The organism is Moraxella porci DSM 25326, assembly GCF_002014855.1.
Classification (GTDB): Bacteria; Pseudomonadota; Gammaproteobacteria; order Pseudomonadales; family Moraxellaceae; genus Moraxella; species Moraxella porci.
Genome location: NZ_MUYV01000005.1, coordinates 202055 through 221901 on the forward strand (window position 1 = coordinate 202055; position 19847 = coordinate 221901).

General features: G+C 46.1%; 22 protein-coding genes and 1 tRNA gene. 7 read left to right on the forward strand and 16 right to left on the reverse strand.

Features of this window, described 5'->3' with window-relative positions:
- Position 1 precedes the first annotated feature (1 nt).
- From B0681_RS05165 to tusD, 8 genes are all read right to left on the reverse strand, one after another.
- Complete coding sequence (locus B0681_RS05165; protein ID WP_078317681.1) at positions 2–1306, reverse strand: TolB-like translocation protein; 1305 nt, start codon at positions 1304–1306, stop codon at positions 2–4.
- Positions 1307–1363: 57 nt separating this feature from the next.
- Entirely contained in the window at positions 1364–2146 is a 783-nt protein-coding gene (locus tag B0681_RS05170; protein WP_078317682.1) for a cell envelope integrity protein TolA, read from the reverse strand.
- Positions 2147–2171: 25 nt separating this feature from the next.
- Entirely contained in the window at positions 2172–2603 is a 432-nt protein-coding gene (gene tolR / locus B0681_RS05175; RefSeq protein WP_199174093.1) for a protein TolR, read from the reverse strand.
- Positions 2593–3306: a MotA/TolQ/ExbB proton channel family protein gene (locus B0681_RS05180; RefSeq protein WP_078317683.1), complete on the reverse strand. Its 714-nt coding sequence runs from the start codon at positions 3304–3306 to the stop codon at positions 2593–2595. The genes tolR and B0681_RS05180 overlap by 11 nt, the downstream gene beginning before the upstream one ends.
- Positions 3307–3394: 88 nt before the next feature.
- The gene (locus B0681_RS05185) at positions 3395–3877 is read right to left on the reverse strand and encodes an acyl-CoA thioesterase (RefSeq protein WP_078317684.1); all 483 of its coding nucleotides are present in this window, start codon (positions 3875–3877) and stop codon (positions 3395–3397) included.
- Between the two features lie 256 nt (positions 3878–4133).
- Positions 4134–4457, reverse strand: coding sequence for a TusE/DsrC/DsvC family sulfur relay protein (locus B0681_RS05190; RefSeq protein WP_078317685.1), 324 nt, complete (start codon positions 4455–4457; stop codon positions 4134–4136).
- 30 nt (positions 4458–4487) lie between these two features.
- Positions 4488–4793 carry a hypothetical protein gene (locus B0681_RS05195; RefSeq protein WP_078317686.1) on the reverse strand — a complete coding sequence of 102 codons (306 nt, stop codon included), beginning with the start codon at positions 4791–4793 and terminating at the stop codon, positions 4488–4490.
- Between the two features lie 7 nt (positions 4794–4800).
- A complete protein-coding gene (gene tusD, locus B0681_RS05200; RefSeq protein WP_078317687.1) occupies positions 4801–5190 on the reverse strand; it encodes a sulfurtransferase complex subunit TusD in 390 nt (129 codons plus the stop codon).
- 141 nt (positions 5191–5331) lie between these two features.
- Here tusD and glnE point away from each other — a divergent pair, with 141 nt between their 5' ends.
- The 3 genes from glnE (at position 5332) to B0681_RS05215 (ending at position 9470) form a co-directional block, all read left to right on the forward strand.
- Positions 5332–8145: a bifunctional [glutamate--ammonia ligase]-adenylyl-L-tyrosine phosphorylase/[glutamate--ammonia-ligase] adenylyltransferase gene (glnE, locus tag B0681_RS05205; RefSeq protein ID WP_078317742.1), complete on the forward strand. Its 2814-nt coding sequence runs from the start codon at positions 5332–5334 to the stop codon at positions 8143–8145.
- 107 nt (positions 8146–8252) lie between these two features.
- Complete coding sequence (locus B0681_RS05210) at positions 8253–9185, forward strand: branched-chain amino acid transaminase (RefSeq protein WP_078317688.1); 933 nt, start codon at positions 8253–8255, stop codon at positions 9183–9185.
- A gap of 93 nt (positions 9186–9278) precedes the next feature.
- Positions 9279–9470: an oxidoreductase-like domain-containing protein gene (locus B0681_RS05215; protein WP_228143864.1), complete on the forward strand. Its 192-nt coding sequence runs from the start codon at positions 9279–9281 to the stop codon at positions 9468–9470.
- A gap of 121 nt (positions 9471–9591) precedes the next feature.
- Here B0681_RS05215 and B0681_RS05220 read toward each other — a convergent pair.
- Positions 9592–9676 (reverse strand) — tRNA-Leu (locus B0681_RS05220).
- Between the two features lie 352 nt (positions 9677–10028).
- Here B0681_RS05220 and B0681_RS05225 point away from each other — a divergent pair.
- Entirely contained in the window at positions 10029–11102 is a 1074-nt protein-coding gene (locus tag B0681_RS05225) for a DUF475 domain-containing protein (protein WP_078317743.1), read from the forward strand.
- An 84-nt stretch (positions 11103–11186) separates the two neighbouring features.
- Here the strand turns inward: B0681_RS05225 and cysG are convergent, their stop codons facing one another.
- The 6 genes from cysG to B0681_RS05250 all read right to left on the reverse strand — a co-directional run bounded on the left by cysG (position 11187) and on the right by B0681_RS05250 (position 15510).
- Positions 11187–12539, reverse strand: a complete 1353-nt coding sequence (gene cysG / locus B0681_RS05230; protein WP_078317690.1) for a siroheme synthase CysG — start codon at positions 12537–12539, stop codon at positions 11187–11189.
- Between the two features lie 21 nt (positions 12540–12560).
- The gene (locus B0681_RS05235) at positions 12561–12950 is read right to left on the reverse strand and encodes a DUF934 domain-containing protein (RefSeq protein ID WP_078317691.1); all 390 of its coding nucleotides are present in this window, start codon (positions 12948–12950) and stop codon (positions 12561–12563) included.
- A gap of 26 nt (positions 12951–12976) precedes the next feature.
- Complete coding sequence (locus tag B0681_RS05240) at positions 12977–14653, reverse strand: nitrite/sulfite reductase (RefSeq protein WP_078317692.1); 1677 nt, start codon at positions 14651–14653, stop codon at positions 12977–12979.
- A gap of 198 nt (positions 14654–14851) precedes the next feature.
- A complete protein-coding gene (locus B0681_RS05245) occupies positions 14852–15055 on the reverse strand; it encodes a hypothetical protein (protein ID WP_078317693.1) in 204 nt (67 codons plus the stop codon).
- A gap of 13 nt (positions 15056–15068) precedes the next feature.
- Complete coding sequence (locus B0681_RS10435; protein ID WP_169835679.1) at positions 15069–15218, reverse strand: hypothetical protein; 150 nt, start codon at positions 15216–15218, stop codon at positions 15069–15071.
- Between the two features lie 109 nt (positions 15219–15327).
- A complete protein-coding gene (locus B0681_RS05250) occupies positions 15328–15510 on the reverse strand; it encodes a hypothetical protein (RefSeq protein ID WP_078317694.1) in 183 nt (60 codons plus the stop codon).
- A gap of 103 nt (positions 15511–15613) precedes the next feature.
- On the opposite strand from B0681_RS05250, the gene B0681_RS05255 reads away from it, so the two are divergent.
- Entirely contained in the window at positions 15614–16006 is a 393-nt protein-coding gene (locus tag B0681_RS05255; protein WP_158077921.1) for a helix-turn-helix domain-containing protein, read from the forward strand.
- 49 nt (positions 16007–16055) lie between these two features.
- Here B0681_RS05255 and B0681_RS05260 read toward each other — a convergent pair whose 3' ends face one another.
- A complete protein-coding gene (locus B0681_RS05260) occupies positions 16056–17636 on the reverse strand; it encodes an aminotransferase class I/II-fold pyridoxal phosphate-dependent enzyme (protein WP_114144954.1) in 1581 nt (526 codons plus the stop codon).
- Positions 17637–17918: 282 nt separating this feature from the next.
- Here B0681_RS05260 and msrB point away from each other — a divergent pair, with 282 nt between their 5' ends.
- Both msrB and carA read left to right on the forward strand, forming a co-directional pair.
- Positions 17919–18335 carry a peptide-methionine (R)-S-oxide reductase MsrB gene (msrB, locus tag B0681_RS05270; protein ID WP_078317698.1) on the forward strand — a complete coding sequence of 139 codons (417 nt, stop codon included), beginning with the start codon at positions 17919–17921 and terminating at the stop codon, positions 18333–18335.
- 303 nt (positions 18336–18638) lie between these two features.
- Positions 18639–19847: a glutamine-hydrolyzing carbamoyl-phosphate synthase small subunit gene (carA, locus tag B0681_RS05275; RefSeq protein WP_078317699.1), complete on the forward strand. Its 1209-nt coding sequence runs from the start codon at positions 18639–18641 to the stop codon at positions 19845–19847.

Here is a 19847-nt window from a genome sequence, read left to right on the forward strand (position 1 = left end):
ATCAATTTGACCAGATCGGATCGCGGACAGTACCTGAGCTTAAGATCGTGCGCGATGCATTGCTGGTCAGGCTGCGTACCACCAAGCGGCTTTGATTGCCTTGGCTTGCGGCATAGACGATGCTGTTGCCCGAAGGGGAGAAGCTGGCTGAGACCTCTGTTCCAGGCACAGCAAAGCTTTGCTGTACGCGACCTTGAGGGCTTGCGATCACAATGCGACCTGAGGTGACATAGACCAATTTTGAGCCATCTAAGCTTAGGCGAGGGTTTGAGGCGCGAGCGGCGATCTGCTGGCTGCGGCCGCTATTAAAATCATAGCGTTGTAGGCTTTGGCTGCGCGTGCCATGATCGGCAGTATAGATAAAGCCTGAGCCATCAGGCAGATAATTTGGAGAGTTCTCAGCGCCACTTAGATTGGTGATGCGCTCCAGACGATTGGCGTTTAGATGTAGCCGATAGATGTTTGGGTTATTATTTTCATGACTGCCTGAAAATAACAGACTTGTGCCATCAGGCGAAAAGCTTGGCGCCAAATTATGTCCCCAAAACGGGGTCACAAGCTGTGGCTGACCGCCAGACACCGAAATCACGCGTATGACTGGCAGTCCTTGATTGGCTTGGGTGCTATAAGCAATCTGTGTACCATCTTTTGAAAATACAGGCGTCATGATCGAGCCTGAGACGGTGTCTAGCGTGCGAATGGTTTGGCCGCTGACATCCATGATTTTTAGGCTGGAAGTCTTGTTGGTGGGTGAGCCGCTTTCTTCGACATAAGCGATCACGCCAGTCAGATCCGAGGTGTTGCCAGTGATGGCTTGGAAGATCTGATCACTGACTTTGTGGGCGGCGGCGCGTTTGGCAGTGGGTGTGTTGTCACTGATCTGAGTTTGTTGGCTGCTGACAGTGCCAGTTTGGGTATTGATGATTTGATAATTAATGGCGACTTTATTGCCTGTGATTGAATGCACTTGTCCTAATACCACATGCTGATAGCCAGCATTGCGCCATTGGGTGAGGCTGCTTGTGATCTGTGCGCTGCTTTGGGTAAGCATCGGCAGATTTTGGCTGTTGGCACCCAGACCTGCACCATCTAACAGCGAGCTGATGGTGCCTGATAGTGCAGCATCACCAGCAAATGGCATAATCGCGACAGGTTTTTGGCTGGCAGCGACTTGTTTGGTGATCACCAATACTTCATCATCGCTCGCAGTCTGATTGGCGTGGGCTGTGATGGCAGCTGTGCTGAGTGCGATGATCAGTGATTGGGTGAATACTTGGCTAAATGTTGAGGGCTTGATGGTTTTCATAACATGCTCTTATTAAAATAGGGTGAATTTTGATGCATGGCTTGCTCGGCTGTATTCTTAAAACTCATCAGCAGAGTCACTGCTGCTGGGTGCGCTGATCAGCTGTTCGGTGGTAAACTGCATTTTGATGCTGTTTCTTATGCCTGCCAATTCTGTAAAGGGGGCAGCTGCATGCACCGACGCGGTCACTGATTCGCGCAAATCGGGATGACCACCGCCAAAGCTGATGCCAGTGACATTGCCTTGATCATCAAGATTGACCTGAAAACTGATGGTCTGATTTGGCTGATTGGGATAGCGTTTCCAGATGCTCTCGATGCGGCTTCTGACTGAGGCCAATGCGCTGTTAATCTCAGCACGCGATGGCTGTCTGCTTGGCTCAGCGCCGCCAGCAGCAGCGCTCTCGGCCTCGGCAAATACGCCATCAATGCTGTTTGAGGGCTCGCTGATGGTGTCATTGGACAGCATCGGATCAAAGCTTGGCTCAAACAACGATGGCTGGCTATTTGCGATCTGTGTTGATGAGTGTCGCACGCGCGGCTGATCATAAGTGCGCTGGCTTTGGGCTTGGATCAGTGCTTGATCAACAGGTGTGATGGCTGTCGTGCTTTGCTTGGCATCGTGATGGGCTTTTAGCGCTTGACTGGCTGCGGCAAATTGCTCTTGGCTGGCCAATGTCGTCTGAATACCAGTATCAGTCTGTGGTGGCGAGATGATCGGTGCGCCGATGGCTACCAAGATGATCGCATGACCAAGTACGCTGGCCAAAATCGGCAGCGTCCAGACCGAACGATCGGCTGTCTGATCGGGCGTTTTGGCATGAGAAGGGGGATTTGGCATACTCACCTACTTAATTGGCCTGATCTTAGTTGGCAGATTCGCTCAATAAGCTGACTTGATTGATGCCAGCATTTTGGATCAATGCCATGATGCGCATGATCTGGCTGTACGGATTGTTGGCATCGGCATTGACCATCACTTGCAGGCGATCATTCTCGCTGTGCATTTGTCGGAGTAGAGCATCCAAGCCTTGATCGTCGATCGGAGCATCGATGGCGTTTTTGTGGCTGACAAACAGCTGACCATCAGCATTTAGGCTGACGATGACAGGCAGATCTTCACTTTGGGTGATGGGTTTTGTGTCTTCTTTGGGTAGCGATACCTCGACGCCTGTGCTGAGCATCGGCGCAGTGACCATAAAAATCACCAACAATACCAACATCACATCGATGTATGGCACGACATTCATCTCTGCAGTAAGCGGCTTGGTGCGTCGGGCGAAACGATTAGATGCCATAAGGATGCTCTTGTTCGGCGCTAAGTTGTGCTGACTGTACTGGGTGTGATGGCTTGGCAAATTTTTCGACCAAAGCGCTCATCAAGCTTTCGCCAAACAAGCTTCGATTCTCATACACACCATTGGCTTTGGCAGTAAAATAATTAAACGCCATCGTCGCAGGGATCGCAGCAAACAGACCCAATGCTGTCGCAATCAGCGCCTCGGCGATACTCGGTGCGACTGTGGCTAGACTCACCGAATCCGCCTGACCTAATCCGATGAACGCATTCATAATCCCCCAAACTGTGCCAAATAAGCCAATATAAGGTGATACTGAACCGATGGTTGCCAGTGTTGATAAACCTTTTTCTAATTTTACCTGCTCAGCACCCATCGCGGTGCGCAGACGACGCTCGATGATGTCAAGCTTTTTATCATTAGCCAAAGCCGCGTCTGTATGTGCCAAACCTTCATAAAAAATCGCCTCAAGGCCAGTGCGCTCGGTTTCTTGTTGCACCACAGACAGCTGCTTATCGATGTCATCACTCCAAAACCAAGCCTGAAATCTGTCATCAAAGCGCGATGCACCACCGATCTTGGTGGTTAGATGAAAAATAAGAATCCAGCTTAGGATGGAGAGCGCCAACAGCAGTGCCATCACGAGCTTGACCACCAAGCTGGCTTCTAAGATGAGGGAGATAAGACTGATCGATTCGTTCATGGTTAATTGACAGTTTGATTAAGAAATTGCCATCATTATACCACAAGTGAATTGATTTGCTAGATTTGAAATGCACAGAACATCGCCACTACCAGTCATGCGATTGTAGCTCGATGCGCAGTTTTTTGCGCGCTTTGGCCATCTCAAAGCGCTTTTTGGAGATCTCATCATGCAGCGCCAAAGGTGCGACTGCCACAGGTTTGCGCTGATCATCGACCGCCACCATGCTAAAATAGCAGCTGTTGGTGTGGCGTGTGGTGCGAGTCTGAATGTTTTCGGCCTCGACACGAATGCCGACTTCCATCGAGGTGGTGCCGACATGGTTGATGCGCGCAAAGAAAGTCACCAGCTCACCAACATAAATCGGCTCTTTGAAGATCACTTGATCCACCGACAAAGTCACCACATAGCCGCCAGCATAGCGACTGGCGCAGGCATAAGCGACTTGATCGAGTAGCTTTAGGATGGTGCCGCCATGCACATTGCCAGAAAAATTGGCCATATCAGGCGTCATCAATAGCGTCATCGTCAAATCGGTCGGCGCAATGTTAGGGGTGAGATTTTGTGTCATACAACTTCCTTGTGGTGCTCGCTCATCTTTTAGGGCTTGGATTTGATGAATAAATGTGTTAATCGATATGACAATCAACATCAATGGCTGTTCTTGCCATATCACTCAATACTCAGTGCAGTAAGCGAATGCTGCTGATCGGCATGATGATTTGGCTTTTAGTATAAAAACTGTCCGCGATGCTGTACAGTGGACATTTTGTACTGATCGGTCAGTGGTGGAGGATGTGATTCAGTGATGGGATCTTATAGGCAATTTAAAGGCAATTTGGTGGTTTTGGCAGTCCGGCAATGCGATTGACATGACGAGCCACCAGACCTGTGTTAAACAATGCTTGTAGTTTTTGATTATTAATATCAAGCTCAGGCAAGGTGTTCATCAGATGCTTAATCAATGGGCGAGTGGCAGGACTGTGATGATAAGTCTCAAAAAACGCACGAACTTGGGCTAAGATTTGATAGTGTTCATCGCTAAGCGATACATCAAGCGTATCTGCCAATGTCTGAGCGACGGCTGGTGTCCAGTCCAAATGATTGACCAAATGTCCATCATCATCAAGTAATAATGCTTGTTCTGTCATTGTATTATATATCTTAACTGAGTGTTTATCTTAAAAAGTCAGCACGGCATCATAGTCATCAAGCGCGGGCTGACCGATTGTCAATACCGCTTGAATGGCAGGACTTAGTTTGGTTGGTTCATCAGAAAATTCGTGATAAGCTTTTGGCAAATCATACAGCTCAAGCGATTGTACCATGCCATAGATGCGAGTAGATTCATCCATCAATACTGTTAAGCTATCCTTTCCAAATGATAACTGTACAGCATGGTCAAAAGTCGCCAAAGTGAACGCCAATGCAATGGCTTCATAGCTGATTAGCTCACTATCTGTGTTAATTTTTATTAAAAATTTCATAAAACCCCTAATACTGCACCACTTGTACGCCATCATCAATCAAGAGTGCCAACTCAGACAGTCCCACAAGGCGAAACGGCGTGCGTAGATTGTCACCATCCAATCCATGGCGTTTGGCATTTTCACCATCGGTGATGCCCCGAGCGAGCGCCGTGCTGACACACACTGGTAAATCCAGCTGATATTGCTCTGATAAAGTCGCCCAGCCATCGCTAATACTTAGCACATCGGCAGTCTGCCACATCAGGCGATTGGCGGTATAAGCGCCATCACCATAAAAAAATACCGACACCATCTCACCTTGTGACAATCGTGCTTTGGCATCTGCCAAGGCAAGCTTGGCTTGGTGGGTGTGTGGCGATGCACTGACTAATATTAGAATTTTTGATATGGACATAAGATAATATGATATAATAGAATTGTGATCAGGTTTTATCAGAAATAATCAAAGCTTTGACTTATTATAACGCAAAATTTGGTGTAAAATAAGTTGAATTTGGATTTTGTGCTACAAGGGTGTAGCTTTGAGATGGTCGTCATGAGTTCATTTGATTTTATCCCTAATAAAGAGCAGCTGGATATTTTGGCGCTTGCCAGTCCGTTTGCATTGCAGATTTATCAAAAACACACACAGCGTGCTGAAGCATTTTTGGGTGAGTTTGGCTTTGGCACACCGATGACTCGAGCTGATTTTGATGGGTTAGTACGACGATTTGTCGGACTTGGCACGACCAATTACCTAGATAGTATCAATGAAGAGATGGTGATGCAGGGGCTTCGTGAACTGCGTCGTTTTTTGATGCTCAAATGGATTTGGCAAGATGCGCTGGCTGTGATTACACTTGAAGATTTAACCCGTGAGCTGTCTGATTTTGCCGATAGTTGTATCAGTTTTTCAAAAGATTTTGTTTATTATAAATTAACCAATCGCTATGGCGATCCGATCATCCGTCGTAAGACTAAGCAGCTCAAAGATGAGCTTGCCATCATTGCCATGGGTAAACTTGGTGCACGAGAGTTGAATTTATCCAGTGACATTGATTTGATTTTTGTGCATATTGATAATGGCGATACCGATGGTAAAAAGTGTATCGACAGCCATAAATTCATGCGTGATTTGGGTCGTGGGGTGATCAAGCTGCTTGATGAGAATACCGAACATGGTTTTGTGTTCCGTGTTGATATGCGTCTGCGTCCGTGGGGTGATGGCTCGCCTTTGGTGCTGCATTTACAAGCATTAGAAAAATATTTTAATCAGCATGGGCGAACTTGGGAGCGGTTTGCTTGGCTAAAAGCTCGTGTGGTCAATGACATCAGTGATGAGTTTGCCACACAATTACGCCAAATTACTAAAAACTTTGTTCATCGTTATTATATTGACTACAGTGCCTTTAGCGCACTTCGTGAAATGAAAGCGATGATTATCAATCAGCAAACCCAGCGTCAGGATCTTGACAATGTCAAACTTGGCGTGGGCGGTATTCGTGATATTGAGTTTATTGTACAAGCGTTTGCACTGATTTATGGTGGGCATCATGTGCGGATTGCTGAGCATCCTGCGTGTCTTGAGTGTATGCAGGTGCTGACTGAGCTTGGTTATATCGATGCCGAAGAAAGCAAGCAGTTATCATCGGCGTATCGTTTTTTGCGTCGGCTTGAGCATGCCATCCAAGCACGCCATGACCATCAGACCCAAAGGCTGCCAAGTGATGCTGATGAGCTTTTGGCGATTGCTCAGACGCTTGGTTTTGAGTCGGTGTCGTCGTTCCGCTCTGTACTTGATGCACATCGCCAAAATGTCAGCCGACCGTTTGGGCGTATGGTGACCGACCGCCAATCGCCCAAGCAAGAAAGCCTAAACGCTGAGCAAATCGGTGAATCACTGCATGAGACTTTGGGCGATGATGCGATGGCGCAGCTTGATGAGTTTATGAACTCAAGACTGGTTGGCTCGCTTGATGATGTCTCAAAAGAGCGACTGACCCAAGCTTATCCGATTATTTTGCACGCATTATTGACCCATGCGCAGATGGATGGTGTGCAGTCTGCGATGATGGCACTGCCACGACTGATTGCATTGCTTGAAGCGATTTGTCGCCGCTCGATTTATCTGATAATGCTGACCGAAAATCCTGATGCCACCGTGCGACTGATCCCGATGCTATCAGCCAGTCCTTGGATTGCCAAAGAGCTGGCGCATTATCCTGTACTGCTCGATACTTTCTTACAAAAACGCTATCTGCATCTGCCGGATAAGAGTGAGCTGACCGATATTTTACGCCAAAGCCTGCTTCGTGTTGAGCCTTTTGATGATGAAGGGTATTTGTCAGCCATTCGCCTATTTAAAAAGACACAAGTATTGGCAGTGGCAACCGCTGATGTGCTAGGGCTTCGCCATATCATGAAGGTGTCAGATAGCCTGACATTTATCGCTGAAGTGGTGCTTGAGTCGGCACTGTATCGAGCCTTTGATGAGCTGACGGCAAAACATGGTTTTCCATTACTTCAAAATGGCGAGCGTGCCGATGTCGATGACTGTGGCTTTGCCATCGTCGGCTATGGCAAGCTTGGCGGGCTTGAGATGAGTTATGCGTCTGATTTGGACTTGGTATTTTTGCACCGCATTGATGAAAAGGACGAAACTGATGGCGAGAAGCCGATCAGTGGCATGAAATTTGCCGCGCGTCTGGTGCAAAAACTGATGACTTATCTGGCCACCCAGACTCGCGATGGCCGTGCTTATGAGATTGACACGCGCTTGCGTCCGTCGGGTAATGCTGGCGTTGCGGTGATCTCGACCCATGCCTTTGAGATGTATCAAAACGAAAAGGCTTGGGCATGGGAGCATCAGGCTTTGGTGCGCGCGCGTGGCATCGTTGGTGATGATCAGGTGTTGGCAGAATTTGATCAGATTCGCAAAAAAATCCTGACCCAGCAGCGAAATCCAGAACAAGTGCGCAGCGATGTGATTGAGATGCGCCAAAAAATGCAAACCCATTTGGGTACTAAGACCAGCAGCCGTGATGGCGATCATGAGCAGTTTCATCTTAAGCAAGATTTTGGCGGTTTGGTGGATATTGAATTTTTGGCACAATATATGGTGCTAAGTCAGTCGCATGAGTATCCGACATTGGCGATTTGGCCAGACAATGTGCGTATTTTTGAGGAAGTCGAAAAAACAGGTATCTGGGAGAGTTATCGCTGTCAGAAGCTGACAGAAGCCTATCTGCGACTGCGCAAAAAGACCCATGAGCTGGCCTTATCTGAACAAACGACCATCGTCGATGATGATGAATGGCATGAGCTGCGTGACTTTGTACGCCAAGTTTGGCAAGATGTGCTGCTTGGCTAATTGGTTTATCATAAAAAAGTGATCAGGCCATCCTAAAAGCATTTTATTATTTTATCGCATCTGCTATAATCGCTTGAAATTTAACAAACTCAATTATGGAGTAACTTATGAGCATGGCAACCCAAGAAGGCAAAATGTGGCTCGATGGCGCATTGGTCGAACAGCCAGATGCCAAGGTGCATGTACTGACCCACAGCTTGCACTATGGCTTGGCGGTATTTGAAGGCGTCCGCGCTTACCAAACGCCAGATGGTCGCACGGCGATTTTTCGCCTACAAGAGCATACTGAGCGCTTACTAAATTCAGCCAAAATCTTTCAGCTAAACTGCACTTACAGCTTTGATGAGCTGTGCCAAGCCCAAAAAGATGTCGTGCGTCTGAATAACTTGGCTGCTGCCTACATCCGCCCATTGATCTGGGTTGGTTCTGAAAAACTGGGCATCGCCGCCAAAGACAACACCATCCACGCAGCTGTCGCGGCATGGCATTGGGGTGCGTATCTGGGCGAAGATGGTATCAAAAACGGTATCCGTGTCAAAACTTCAAGCTACACGCACCATCATCCAAATGTCACCATGTGTAAAGCCAAAGCGGCCAGCAACTATCCTGTTTCTATCCTAGCCAACCAAGAAGTGACCCGTAATGGCTATGATGAAGCGATCTTGATGGATCCACAAGGTTATGTGTGTCAAGGCTCTGGCGAAAACCTATTTTTGGTAAAAAATGGCGAGCTACACACGCCTGATTTGGCAGGTGGTGCGCTGGACGGCATCACGCGTCGCACGATCATCCAGTTTGCCCAAGATCTTGGCATCAAGGTCGTTGAGCGTCGCATCACTCGTGATGAGTTCTATTTGGCAGATGAAATTTTTATGACTGGTACGGCGGCAGAAGTGACGCCAATCCGTGAATATGATGATCGCACCATCGGTAACGGCGGTCGTGGCCCAATCACCGAAAAACTACAAACGCTATATTTCGATGTGGTGCAAGGTCGCAATGAGCAGTACAAGCACTGGCTGACCTTTGTGGATGAATAATCTGCAAAATCATTTGGCTTATAAGCGCTCAAATCCATGTAGGTTTGGGCGTTTTTTATGAGAATTTGTTATAATAAATCAAAAGGAGTGATGATGAGCGAAACTCAAGTATTTAATGAAGTATTATTGCCCAAGCCTGACTATCCTGAAGACTGGGAGTGCTGTGGTAGCGAGTGCGGGGATTATTGTGTGTATGAGATATACAGCCGTGAAAAGCAGGCGTATGATGAACAGCAAAAGCGCCATCAGGCATTTTTGGCTGCATTAACAGCAGCTGATGAATAATGCAGCGCTGTTAAACACCCACAAATCCTAATCAAAGCATCAGCCATAGCACTCAGGCGATGGCGATAGAGCTTAACAAGCGGACATAAAAAAACCTTGCAATCAGAGCAAGGTTTTAATATGGTGGGGTCGGAGAGACTCGAACTCTCACACCTCGCGGCGCTGGAACCTAAATCCAGTGCGTCTACCAATTCCGCCACGACCCCAAAAGGGATAAGCATTGCTGCTTTGTGGGCGCTATTATAGCAAATTTTTATGATTTGACAAGACTTTTTTTGAAAAATTTTGATTTATTTTTATTCGCTGGTGTATTTAAACAAATTGGCTTAAAAATGCTGGATTGGTGTTTAATAAAAATCTTAATCTAAGGCCTAAGCAGATTTAATCGAATCATAAACGCTGTTGTAAATTTGTTAATTGCCATTAAAAATTTATCCATATCATTATCATAGCGTTGAATGTCGCGGCTTTTACGGATATAATGACATCATCAATTGATAACGGCGTCCATCGGAGAGTAGTTCGATGGCGCGTTTTTTTATTATTCATAAGGTGATTATGAGACATTTTTTATTTGACATTATTTTCACTGTGATCTGCTTTGTGATAGCAGCATGGTGGGGCTACAGTCATGGTGGCGTTTCAGGCATGTTGATGGCGCTTGGCATCACCGCGATTTTGGCGATTATGGAGGTGTCATTATCCTTTGATAATGCGGTGGTGAACGCCTCTATTTTAAAGGGTTGGAATGATTTTTGGAAAAAGATTTTCTTAACTGTCGGTATTTTGATCGCGGTCTTTGGTATGCGTTTGGTATTTCCGATCGTCATCGTGGCAGTGACCGCCAATCTGGGCATGATGCAAGTCATCGACTTGGCACTCAATGATCCGACTAGATATGCCGAACATCTGAACGCGCATCATGCGGAGATTTCGGCATTTGGCGGCATGTTCTTGTTGTTGGTATTTTTAAAATTCATGTTTGGCGATAAAGATGTGCATTGGTTCCGTTGGCTAGAGTCGCGGTTGGTGCGCTTTAGCAAAGTCGATGCGATGAGTGTGTTTGTGGCATTGGTCGTCTTGATGGTTTCAATGACTTGGGTGGATGAAGCTAAGCAGGGCGTCGTACTGACCGCAGGCCTGTGGGGTATTTTGGTCTATTTGGGCGTGAGCGTGCTGTCGGCATTGCTTGAGGGTGAGAGCGATCCTGACGAGGTGGTTTATGACGCCAAAGGCAATGTGATCGTCAATACCGCAGGCGTATCACCGACGATCCTAAAAGGTGGGGTGGCAGGTTTCTTGTACCTAGAGGTGCTGGATGCGTCATTCAGTTTTGATGGTGTGATCGGTGCTTTTGCCATCACCAATGATGTGATCATCATCATGATTGGTCTTGCGATCGGTGCGATGTTTGTGCGTTCGATGACCATTTATTTGGTGGATAAAGGCACATTAAGCGAGTTCGTGTATTTGGAGCATGGTGCGCATTATGCCATCGGTGCTTTGGCGGTGATCATGCTGCTATCGACCAAATTCCATGTGCCTGAGATCATTACAGGCTTGATCGGTGTGGCTTTCATTGCGTTGTCATTGTATAATTCGGTGCAATATAATAAAAGAAACGCTGCTTGATTTGAGTGCTTATCCACTAAAAATGCCAGTTACATACTGGCATTTTTTATTGGTCAATGGATGGATGCTTAAAGTGTTTGTGTTTTAGTCGCCACAATACAGATCCACCACTTTACCGACGATAATGATGGCAGGGGCGCTGACACCTGATTCGGCTTGCTTGGCGACGATATTACTGAGTGTACCTGTCAAGACCGCTTGGTTTGGCAGACTGGCATTTGACACGATGGCGATCGGCAAATCACTTGGTAAGCCTGATCCGATCAGGCTATCGACAATCTTGGGCAGTGCGTGTAGCCCCATATAAAACACCAAAGTTTCATCAGGCTGATAGGCGCTTTTTAGGCCATCAAACGCTTCATGCGTCTTATAACATCCTGTCAAGAATCGCACCGAAGTCGCCACACCACGATGTGTCAGCGGAATGCCTGCACAGCTACCTGCCGCCAGTGCCGCCGTGATACCACTGACGACTTGATAAGGTATGCCTGAGGCTTGGCACGCCAGCATCTCTTCACCACCACGCCCAAAGACAAACGGATCACCACCTTTTAGGCGTAGCACTCGATGGCCCGCCTTGGCGAATTGCACCAATAACGCATTGATTTCATCTTGGGTTTTGGCGTGGTCGGTGCGTTTTTTGCCGACAAAGATTTTTTGGCTATCACGGCGACACAGATCGATGATTTCAGGTGATACCAATGCATCGTACAACACGACATCAGCCTGCTGCATCAGCCTTAGTGCCTTGAAAGTCAATAAATCAGGATCGCCTGCACCAGCACCGACGATATAGACTTCGCCACCTTGTTTGCCTTGGTCAATAAAGCTTTGGAGTTCATCGTCCAATGGGGCAATCTGACGATCCGCCAAGGCTCGCTCGAACACCGATTCCCAAAAATAGCGTCGCTCGGTGATGGTCGGCAAGGCATCTTTGACCTTGGCACGAAATTCACCGGCTTTGGCAGCAAGCTTACCGATACTGCTTGGCAAGCTGCTTTCAATCTTGGCTCGAATCAGTCGTGCCAATACAGGCGCTTTGCCATTACTAGACACACCAATCACCACAGGATCGCGATCGACAATGGCAGGAAAAATAAAATCACAAAGCTTGGGCGTATCAACAATATTGACAGCAATGCCACGAGCCTGACAATCACCATGCAGTGCGACATTCACCGCATGATCATCGGTGGCACCAATGACGATGGCAGGCTGATAAGTGTCTAGATCGCTTGGCTCATAGATTTTTTGATGATAAGTGACCGCATTTTGATTTAGAAATTGAATAAACTCTTCATCAAACTGCTTGGCAATCACCACCATGCGAGCCTGTGCCTTTGCCATCAATACCGCTTTACGGTGGGCGACATCACCACCACCGACGATCAGCACGGTTTTGTTATGTAGATTAAAAAATAACGGCAAAGTATTCATGGCAGCTCGCTTTTTTGTGGATTAGCTAAACAATGGCAAACGATTGACTGACTCGCCATTATAGCCTGTTGCAAGGTCGGTCAAGGTTTTGCTTAAGGTTGCGACTTGATCATCAGCCACGACAAAAGCATCAGCACCTGATTTGACGAAGTAATTGGCTTGATCCAAGGCAAACTCGCCTGCCACAATGATTTCACCAGTGTAGCCCTTATGACGAGCATGGCGAATTAGGCTAAACACACGGCCGTCTTTAAAGTCCGCCAAATAAAACAGTAGTGATTTTGGCAGTGCTGCCACATTCGCTTCGATCTCGTCAGGTGTGGTATCAGCATTCAAAGCTTGCGATACCACTGCTTCGTCAAGGGTGATGCTTTCGGTACGAGCATCTTTATATACTTTAGTTAGACTCATGATGATTCCTTATGCTTTATGATTGATTAGCTATAAACGGCGGCTTTGAACGGTGCGATACCCAATCGCTCAACCGCTTGAGCGAAGGTCTCGATATGCTCATCGCTTTCGATACGCTCGTTTTTATAGACATCAACGATGGTAGCAATCGTCTGCGCCACTTCATCAGCAGCGACCGCACGGCCTAGGATTTGACCAAGCTTAGCATTTTCGCCTGAATTGCCACCTAGGCTGATTTGATACCAATGCTCGCCTTTTTTATCGACGCCAAGAATACCAATATCACCTACATGATGGTGCGCACAAGCATTCATACAGCCTGACATATTTAGGCGAATATCACCCAAATCATACAGATAATCCAAGTCATTAAACTGCTTTTCGATCGATTCGGCGATATTATGCGTCGTGGCATTTGCCAAAGCACAATAATCAAAACCTGGGCAGACGATCATGTCTGTCAGCGTGCCGATATTGGCTCGAGCCAACTTCAAATCAACCAGTTTTTGCCATAGTGCATATAGGTCGGTGATTTTGACATCACCAAGCACAAGGTTTTGGTGATGCGTTGCACGGATTTCACCTAGGCTATATTCATCTGCCAAATCCGCCAAAACAAACATTTGCTGATCAGTGATATCACCGGCTGGTACATAAGCATCGCCCACCACACCCGCTTTTAGTGAAATTACCGCAGCACGGTAGCCGTTCACTTTATGGGCGACAGTGTTATGCTCATACCAGTTTTTAAAGTTGATATCGCCAAAAAATTCATCCAGCTTAGATTGTGCCTCCAGCGGATCGATTTGTTCATAATTTGGCGCGGTAAAATAGCTTTGCGCCTTCTCAAAATGTGCATCACTCAAGGTCAAATCACCATCTTTGAGCGATTGCCATTCCTCATCGACTTTTTGGGCAAAGACCTCTTTACCAAGGCTTTCGACTAGGATTTTGATACGCGCTTTATATTTATTATCACGGCGACCTTCTAGATTATACACACGCAAAATCGCATCCAGATACGACAACAGATGACGGCGTGGCAAAAATTCATTAATCACCTTACCAATGATTGGCGTACGGCCAAGACCGCCACCAACCAGCACTTCAAAGCCAATCTCACCATCACGCTCAACCAAATGCAGACCGATATCATGCACCTGAGTGGCTGCACGGTCAGCCTTAGTGCCAATCACAGCAATCTTAAATTTGCGTGGCAAAAAGGCAAATTCAGGATGAAAAGTACTCCACTGACGGATAATCTCGCAGTATGGGCGTGGGTCAGCAATCTCATCGGCGTGAATGCCTGAATACGGGTCGGTCGTCGTGTTACGGATACAGTTGCCTGATGTCTGAATGGCGTGCATCTGATTGGCAGCCAGCTTAGCAAGGATATCAGGCACTTCTTCTAGCTTCACCCAGTTTAGCTGTAGATTGGTACGAGTGGTAAAATGCCCATAGCCACGGTCATAATCACGGGCAATCTCAGCAAGTGTACGCAGCTGATTACTTGACATCAGACCATAAGGAATGGCAATGCGTAGCATCGGCGCATGACGCTGTACATACAGACCGTTTTGGAGACGAAGTGGCAAAAATTGCTCTTCTGGCAACTCACCTGCCAAAAAACGCTGGGTTTGGTCACGGAACTGAGCGACACGCTCATCCACCAGTTTTTGGTCAGCATAGCTGTATTGATACATGATAATTTTCCTTTGGCGTATGGCTAAATGAATTGAAACAACAGGATGTTTTTGGATTAAGAATTATATTGCATCATGTTAAGCGTTGAGCATAAAAAATTAAAATTCAAAAATGGAATATCGGTAGATGGTTTGGGGATATTGTAAATGAAAAAAACCCATGATTTGAAATAAACCATGGGTTTTATCGTAAGGCAATTAAGAATTCATCATCTTTCTTAATTCAGCTTCTAAGCCTCTGCTTTTTACTTCATGCAAATAAGCCGTTCTTGCCAAACCGGATTTAAACCTTGCCGCTCTCAGCAATTCCTGATCTGACATACAGCTTGCCTGATATCGATGATCCTCAAGTTCACCCAACTTTTTTTGCCCTGCTTCTGCAAGTTTACTAAAAAAACTCATAAAAAACTCCTGATTATTTTCGTGGAATGCCAGCATCTGAGCGTTTTGCTCGCCACTGACCATCTTGGTTTCTAGAACGGTTTTGACCTGCTGTTGGACCTGTTTTTACCACAGGACCACCTGTTTCTCTTGGTGATTTTGATGGATCTTTCTTTTCAGACATACTAACCTCATCTTTGCTTTGATTTATTACTATCAATTTTATTGGCTTGGTACTATATCTATTACCTTAACTATGTCCATTAAGCCAAATCATTAAAACAATCGATTAACTATTTACCTTCTTTTCTTAATCGATCAGCAGTTTCAGAGTGCATTTTGGCTTTGCCATAATGCTTTTTTGCCACAGCATAGTTATAACCTTCCTCACCGCTTTTTGCTCTCGCCCACGCTTTTTTGGCTTTGCCCTCATGAAAAGCAGCCAATTTATCATAAACTTCAGGTGATTTTGCCATAATTAACTCCTTTGCAATAAATCCGCTGTTGTTAAATTATAAATAATCAGATATATTACACAAATCCAATATCGACATTAGCTACCGTAAAAGTGGAATGGTTATGCAAACTCATGATAAAATTCGGCAATTAAGAGAATTAAAGAAAATTACACAAGAAGAATTTGCTGAAAAATTGTCAATGTCGCCCAGTGGTTACTCAAAAATAGAGCGTGGCGAGTCCAAATTAAATCTTGATAAATTACAAAAGATTGCAGATTTGCTTGCGGTCAGCATTGTTGATTTACTACCTACCGAAAGCAATATCATTCATAACTTAAATGGTGCTGTAAACTTTCAAGGCACTTACCATCAATACACTGGCAATAATCAAGAGGAAGTGACACGACTATTATTAATTATCGATCATCAAAAAGAACTTCTTCTACAAAAAGACAAAGAATTAGAAGCAAAAGATGAATTAATCAAGCTGTACAAAGCTCAACAAAATCATTAATTATAAAGACAATAAAAAANNTTTTTTATTGTCTTTATAAGGTAGGTTGTCACTCCGTCCCAAACTCACGGCGTTTTTTAGCAAAGAACCGATCCAGTCGATCCATCGCATCTTCAAGGTCAATCAGATTTGGCAAAAATACCACACGGAAATGATCTGGTTGATCCCAGTTAAAGCCTGTGCCTTGGACGATCAGCACCTTTTCTTCGATCAATAACTCCATCATAAATTTCATATCATTATCAATCGGATAGACATCACGATCAATCTTTGCAAAGCAATAAAACGCCCCTTGCGGTGTGGTACAGCTGATGCCTTTGATGGCGTTTAATCGCTGTACCGCCAAATCACGCTGTTTGCACAGTCTGCCTGTCGGTGCGGTCAAAGCCTGCATAGACTGATAGCCACCCATCGCTGTCTGAATGGCATATTGTGCTGGCACATTGGCACACAGACGCATACTGGCGAGCATGGTCAAGCCCTCAATAAAATCGGTGGCATGGTCTTTTTTGCCCGACAGCATCAGCCAGCCTGAGCGATAGCCTGCGATACGATGCGACTTGGATAAGCCGTTGAAAGTCAGCACCAAGCATTCATCAGTGATGGTACACATCGGCGTATGCACCGCACCATCGTACAAGATGCGGTCATAAATCTCATCCGCCATGATGACTAAGCCATATTTTTTGGCAAGATTGGCGATGCTGTGCAGCATCTCATCAGAGTACAGTGCGCCCGTTGGGTTATTTGGATTGATGATGACGATGCCTTTGGTGCGTGGGGTGATTTTACTTTCGATATCCGCCAAATCAGGCTGCCAATTATCATCTTCATTACAGCGATAATGCACTGCCGTACCGCCTGCCAGATTTGCTGCTGCCGTCCATAGTGGATAATCAGGCATCGGGATCAGCACCTCATCACCGTCATCAAGCAGTGCCTGCATGGTCATCACAATCAACTCACTCACGCCATTGCCGATATAGACATCCGCCACATCGGTCGCCGTCAACAATCCTTTGGCTTGATAATACTGCAAAATCGCCTTACGCGCTGCAAAAATCCCTTGTGAATCCGAATAACCCGACGCATCATTCAAATTCATCGCCACATCACGGACGATCTCATCTGGTGGCAATAGACCAAATGGTGCTGGATTGCCGATATTTAGCTTGATGATACGCTGACCTTCAGCCTCCATGCGTACAGCAGTCTGAAGCAGTTCACCACGAATATCGTAGCAGACATTGGCAAGTTTACTGGATTTTTTTAGGGGTTTTGGGGTGTCGGTAAGCATAGCAGTTTCCACAGGTTGTGTCGTTTGTAAATTTGGAGTCATCATCGGCGTACCCATTGGCGTGACGGCATCATCGCCCCGCAGCAAATAGCTTTCGCTCACGCCAAGCACTTGGGCAAGAATCGGCAATTTAGCACTGGCAATGCCATTTTTGCCACATTCCCAATTGGCAATCGCACCACGACTGACAGGCGAACCATACTCTCCCATCTTGATCGCCAGGCTTTCAGCAGACATACCGAGTGCCTTGCGACACTGTTTTAGGCGAAGACCTTGGGCTTGGGTACTGGTTAATGTGTCGTGACTGTCATTGTCTTGCAAAATTTGGCTCATAGCAACCATCGCTGATGAATGAATGGCAGTATTTTACGCCCATATTGGCCATTTTGCAAGTTATGCTTGTCAAATTTTTGTTACTTAGATAAATTTAGCAATGTGAATAATAAAAATGCAAGCTTTACTTGCAAAATAACTGAATTTTGGCAAATTTATAGCTTTTATCAAATGATCCATCGATTTTATGATACAATCAAAGCATTCATCATGCCAACCAGTGTGGCCGATGGTGTTTAACTTAATAAATACAATATACCCAATGAAGATTTAAGGATAATCATGAAAACCATTGACCAAGAGACTTTGTACACCATGACAGATGGTGATTGGCGAGAGCGACTTGATGAGCTGTCTTACTATGTGCTACGCCAAAAAGGCACGGAGCGGGCATTTACAGGCATTTATACCGATACCGAGACGGCAGGCACTTATCACTGTAAGGGCTGTCATGCGCCATTATTTAGTAGCGCGGCGAAGTTTCATTCTGGCTGTGGCTGGCCAAGCTTTGATCAGGTGATTGATAAACAAGCTGTCGATGAGACGTTGGATCTGTCGCATGGGATGCGTCGCATCGAAGTCACCTGCCATCACTGCGGTGGGCATCTGGGTCATGTCTTTGATGATAATTATGTCACCGATACTGGTCTGAGATACTGCATCAACTCAGCAGCAGTGGTTTTGGAGCCTGATGCTTGATGAGTGGGATTTTTGAGGTTAGCCTGATGTAAAAATTTGTCAAAAATTGTTGGATTTTTTGCAAAATTTTATATATAATAGCCAAAATCTACGACGAGCGAGTGATTATGAATACATCTAACTTTATCTTGGCATTTCAAGGGTAAGTTATTTGTATCAATCATTCGCTTTTTTGTGCGTGATTTTCCTACCATGAATGGTCTAGTGGCGAGCGATCGCCAAAAAATTTTATCCAAAATTTGGCTATTCTTAATATTTTTAGGCTAAAATATTTAAAATCTATAATAAATCCGGGGCAGATTCATGACAGCACAAGCAACCTTAAAAGCCGTATTGGCACTGGCAGACGGCACAATTTTTCGTGGTGTGAGCATCGGTGCCACAGGCGAAACTGTCGGTGAAGTGGTATTTAACACAGCGATGACAGGCTACCAAGAGATCTTAACCGACCCAAGCTATGCAGGACAAATGGTCACCTTGACCTATCCGCACATCGGCAACACGGGCTGTAACGATGAAGATCGTGAATCAGGTCGCATCCATAAGGTGTGGGCGACAGGATTGATCATTCGTGATTTGCCGCTACTGCACTCAAACTTTCGTGCCACAGGCTCGCTGTCAGATTATCTGATTGCCAATAATGTCGTAGCGATCGCTGACATTGACACTCGCAAGCTGACCACATTACTACGCACCACAGGTGCTCAAAATGGCTGCATCATGACAGCCGATAGCGATGGCAATATCGATGAAGCTCGTGCAATTGAGCTTGCCAAATCAGCACCATCGATGAAAGGTCAAGACCTTGCCAAGGTCTGCTGCGACCAAGAAGGCTACATCTGGACTGAAGGCTCATGGGAGCTTGCCAATGATGGCCGCAATGCTAAGACAACCGAGACCGGCGGCCGCTTCCGTAAGCTTGGCGAAGATATCGAGCACCGCTTTAATATCGTGGCTTATGACTTTGGTGTCAAAACCAACATCTTGCGTATGCTTGTCGATCGTGGCTGCCATGTCACTGTCGTACCTGCGACCACCCCTGTGGCTGAAGTACTAAAGCACAACCCAGATGGTATTTTCTTGTCAAACGGCCCTGGCGATCCTGAGCCATGTACTTATGCCATCGATGCGATTCGTCATATTATTAATGAGACCGCCATTCCAGTGTTTGGCATCTGCCTAGGTCATCAGCTATTGGCATTGGCAAGCGGGGCGAAGACCTTGAAGATGAAGTTTGGTCATCACGGGGCGAACCATCCAGTCCAAAACATCCTAGATGGCACGGTGATGATCACAAGCCAAAACCACGGTTTTGCGGTCGATGAATCAAGCCTACCTGCCAATGTGCGTGTGACACATCGCTCATTGTTTGATGGCTCAAACCAAGGCATCGAGCTGACCAATCGTCCTGCATTTAGCTTCCAAGGACATCCAGAAGCCAGCCCAGGCCCACATGATTGTGCGGTGCTGTTTGATCAATTTATTGAGCAGATGAGCGAGTTTAAGGGCTAG

Bases quoted from the DNA above. Each gene is read 5' to 3' on its own strand.
- B0681_RS05260 (WP_114144954.1), bottom strand. From the start codon at position 17,636: ATGAGCCAAATTTTGCAAGACAATGACAGTCACGACACATTAACCAGT.
- B0681_RS05235 (WP_078317691.1), bottom strand. From the start codon at position 12,950: ATGAGTCTAACTAAAGTATATAAAGATGCTCGTACCGAAAGCATCACC.
- B0681_RS05245 (WP_078317693.1), bottom strand. From the start codon at position 15,055: ATGAGTTTTTTTAGTAAACTTGCAGAAGCAGGGCAAAAAAAGTTGGGT.
- B0681_RS05225 (WP_078317743.1), top strand. From the start codon at position 10,029: ATGAGACATTTTTTATTTGACATTATTTTCACTGTGATCTGCTTTGTG.
- B0681_RS05250 (WP_078317694.1), bottom strand. From the start codon at position 15,510: ATGGCAAAATCACCTGAAGTTTATGATAAATTGGCTGCTTTTCATGAG.
- cysG (WP_078317690.1), bottom strand. From the start codon at position 12,539: ATGAATACTTTGCCGTTATTTTTTAATCTACATAACAAAACCGTGCTG.
- B0681_RS05185 (WP_078317684.1), bottom strand. From the start codon at position 3,877: ATGACACAAAATCTCACCCCTAACATTGCGCCGACCGATTTGACGATG.
- B0681_RS05170 (WP_078317682.1), bottom strand. From the start codon at position 2,146: ATGCCAAATCCCCCTTCTCATGCCAAAACGCCCGATCAGACAGCCGAT.
- B0681_RS05210 (WP_078317688.1), top strand. From the start codon at position 8,253: ATGAGCATGGCAACCCAAGAAGGCAAAATGTGGCTCGATGGCGCATTG.
- tusD (WP_078317687.1), bottom strand. From the start codon at position 5,190: ATGTCCATATCAAAAATTCTAATATTAGTCAGTGCATCGCCACACACC.
- B0681_RS05255 (WP_158077921.1), top strand. From the start codon at position 15,614: ATGCAAACTCATGATAAAATTCGGCAATTAAGAGAATTAAAGAAAATT.
- B0681_RS05215 (WP_228143864.1), top strand. From the start codon at position 9,279: ATGAGCGAAACTCAAGTATTTAATGAAGTATTATTGCCCAAGCCTGAC.
- B0681_RS10435 (WP_169835679.1), bottom strand. From the start codon at position 15,218: ATGTCTGAAAAGAAAGATCCATCAAAATCACCAAGAGAAACAGGTGGT.
- carA (WP_078317699.1), top strand. From the start codon at position 18,639: ATGACAGCACAAGCAACCTTAAAAGCCGTATTGGCACTGGCAGACGGC.
- B0681_RS05180 (WP_078317683.1), bottom strand. From the start codon at position 3,306: ATGAACGAATCGATCAGTCTTATCTCCCTCATCTTAGAAGCCAGCTTG.
- B0681_RS05165 (WP_078317681.1), bottom strand. From the start codon at position 1,306: ATGAAAACCATCAAGCCCTCAACATTTAGCCAAGTATTCACCCAATCA.
- tolR (WP_199174093.1), bottom strand. From the start codon at position 2,603: ATGGCATCTAATCGTTTCGCCCGACGCACCAAGCCGCTTACTGCAGAG.
- B0681_RS05240 (WP_078317692.1), bottom strand. From the start codon at position 14,653: ATGTATCAATACAGCTATGCTGACCAAAAACTGGTGGATGAGCGTGTC.
- glnE (WP_078317742.1), top strand. From the start codon at position 5,332: ATGAGTTCATTTGATTTTATCCCTAATAAAGAGCAGCTGGATATTTTG.
- B0681_RS05195 (WP_078317686.1), bottom strand. From the start codon at position 4,793: ATGAAATTTTTAATAAAAATTAACACAGATAGTGAGCTAATCAGCTAT.
- msrB (WP_078317698.1), top strand. From the start codon at position 17,919: ATGAAAACCATTGACCAAGAGACTTTGTACACCATGACAGATGGTGAT.
- B0681_RS05190 (WP_078317685.1), bottom strand. From the start codon at position 4,457: ATGACAGAACAAGCATTATTACTTGATGATGATGGACATTTGGTCAAT.